Origin of the sequence: Fodinibius roseus, assembly GCF_900129315.1 — a bacterium.
GTDB classification, from domain to species: Bacteria; Bacteroidota; Rhodothermia; order Balneolales; family Balneolaceae; genus Fodinibius; species Fodinibius roseus.
On sequence record NZ_FQUS01000053.1, the window covers coordinates 1 to 2,500 of the forward strand.

The window sequence follows — 2,500 nt, forward strand, 5'->3', positions numbered from 1 at the left end:
AAAAAAAGGGAGCAGGAGGGGACCTACGCTTCCGCCCTGAGGGCAGTACCATCGGCGCTGAGCAGGGTCACGGCCGTGTTCGGGATGGGAACGGGTGGGGCCTGCTCGCTAAACCCTTCTGCTCGCAAATGGGGGTCGGGTCTTCGACGTAGTGATAGCTGACGGGGGGGTAAGAGCGAGGATTGCTTGCCTGGCGGGCCTGCCCGACCGGGAGGTCGTGCAAGCCATATAAGGAAAAGCCGGTAGCCTTATTAGTACGGCTCGGCTGAGCGCGTTACCGCGCTTGCACCTGCCGCCTATCGATCTGGTCGTCTTCCAGAAGGCTCTATAGGGAATGTTGATCTTGGAGCGTGCTTCGCGCTTAGATGCTTTCAGCGGCTTATCACTTCCGCACATAGCTACCCGGCCGTGCCGTTGACACGACAACCGGTACACCAGCGGTGCGTCCACTCCGGTCCTCTCGTACTAGGAGCAGCTCTCCGCAACATTCCAACGCCCACAGCAGATAGGGACCGAACTGTCTCACGACGTTCTGAACCCAGCTCGCGTACCGCTTTAAATGGCGAACAGCCATACCCTTGGGACCTTCTCCAGCCCCAGGATGCGATGAGCCGACATCGAGGTGCCAAACCTCCCCGTCGATGTGAACTCTTGGGGGAGATAAGCCTGTTATCCCCGGAGTACCTTTTATCCTTTGAGCGACGGCCCTTCCATTCGGAAACCGCCGGATCACTAAACCCTGCTTTCGCACCTGCTCGACCTGTATGTCTCGCAGTCAAGCACCCTTATGCTTTTACACTCTGCACGCGATTGCCGACCGCGTTGAGGGTACCTTTGGGAGCCTCCGTTACACTTTAGGAGGCGACCGCCCCAGTCAAACTACCCACCATACACTGTCTGCCCGCTCGGGGCATTAGAATTCAGCGGCCCGAAGGGTGGTATTTCACGGGCGGCTCCACCCCAGCTGGCGCTGGGGCTTCGATGCCTCCCACCTATCCTGCACATCCGGCAGCTAAAGCCAATGTAAAGTTGTAGTAAAGGTTCACGGGGTCTTTCCGTCCCGCTGCGGGTAATCGGCGTCATCACCGATACCACAATTTCACCGAGCTCGTGGCCGAGACAGTATCCAATTCGTTTCACCATTCGTGCAGGTCGGAACTTACCCGACAAGGAATTTCGCTACCTTAGGACCGTTATAGTTACGGCCGCCGTTTACTGGGGCTTCAGTCGCCCGCTTCACCCCCGAAGGGATTAACAGGCTTCCTTAACCTTCCAGCACCGGGCAGGTGTCAGCCCCTATACGTCCTCTTGCGAGTTAGCAGAGGCCTGTGTTTTTGTTAAACAGTCGATTGGATCTGGTCACTGCGCCCCGCCCCGGCCGAAGCCGGGGTGGGGGATCCTTCTCCCGAAGTTACGGATCTAATTTGCCGAGTTCCTTAGCCACGATTCGCTCGAGCACCTGAGGATCCTCTCCTCATCTACCTGTGTCGGTTTATGGTACGAGCACCTCCCAACAAACGACGACGGGTTTCTTGGCAGCCAGATTACCTACACTATCGGTTTGCCCGCAGGCTCCCCGTACTGTCGGAGCTCAGCCTGTGTGGGCGGCGGATTTGCCTGCCGCCCGGCCTACCTCCTTCAACCTGCTTTCGTCAGCAGGCGGTAGTGTCACTTCTGCGTTGCGCCTTCGTTTATCGCTGAGACGGTGGTACCGGAATATTTAACCGGTTTTCCATCGGCTTCGCCTCTCGGCTACACCTTAGGTCTCGACTAACCCTGATCCGATTAGCGTTGATCAGGAACCCTTAGATTTTCGGTGGAAGAGTTTTTCACTCTTCTTATCGTTACTCATGCCTACAGTTTCGCTTCCAGCGGCTCCACGCGGCCTCACAGCCGGGCTTCTGCGCCACTGGAATGCTCCTCTACCACTGCTGCCTTCCGGCAACAATCCACAGCTTCGGCACCAAACTTATGCCCGCTAATTATCGACGCCGGGCCGCTCGACTAGTGAGCTATTACGCACTCTTTCAAGGAATGGCTGCTTCTAAGCCAACCTCCTAGTTGTCTGGGCAACCCAACTTTCTTTGTTCAACTTAGTTTGGATTTGGGGGCCTTAGCTGGTGGTCTGGGTTGTTTCCCTCTTGCGGGAGGACGTTATCGCCCCCACGCTGACTACCTGGCCGATCGCGCCGGCATTCGGAGTTTGGCTAGATTTGGTAGGCGGTGAAGCCCCCTAGTCTAATCAGTGCTCTACCTCCGACGCGGGTCGCCAGATGCTATACCTAAATATATTTCGAGGAGAACGAGCTATTTCCGAGTTTGATTGGCCTTTCACCCCTATCCACAACTCATCCGATGGCTTTTCAACGCCAGGCGGTGCGGGCCTCCACGGCGTCTTACCGCCGCTTCGCCCTGGTCATAGATAGCTCACTCGGTTTCGCGTCTGCCCCGCCGTACTGCCGCCCTGTTCGGACTCGCTTTCGCTTCGGCTGCTCTCCTG

At 57.2% G+C, this 2,500-nt stretch carries 2 rRNA genes (1 of these 2 cut by a window edge); both read right to left on the minus strand.

The window, feature by feature from the left end:
- Positions 1-10: 10 nt before the first annotated feature.
- Positions 11-122 (minus strand): 5S ribosomal RNA (gene rrf, locus BUB16_RS20885).
- A 108-nt stretch (positions 123-230) separates the two neighbouring features.
- A 23S ribosomal RNA gene (locus BUB16_RS20890) occupies positions 231-2,500 on the minus strand; it runs 656 nt beyond the window's last position.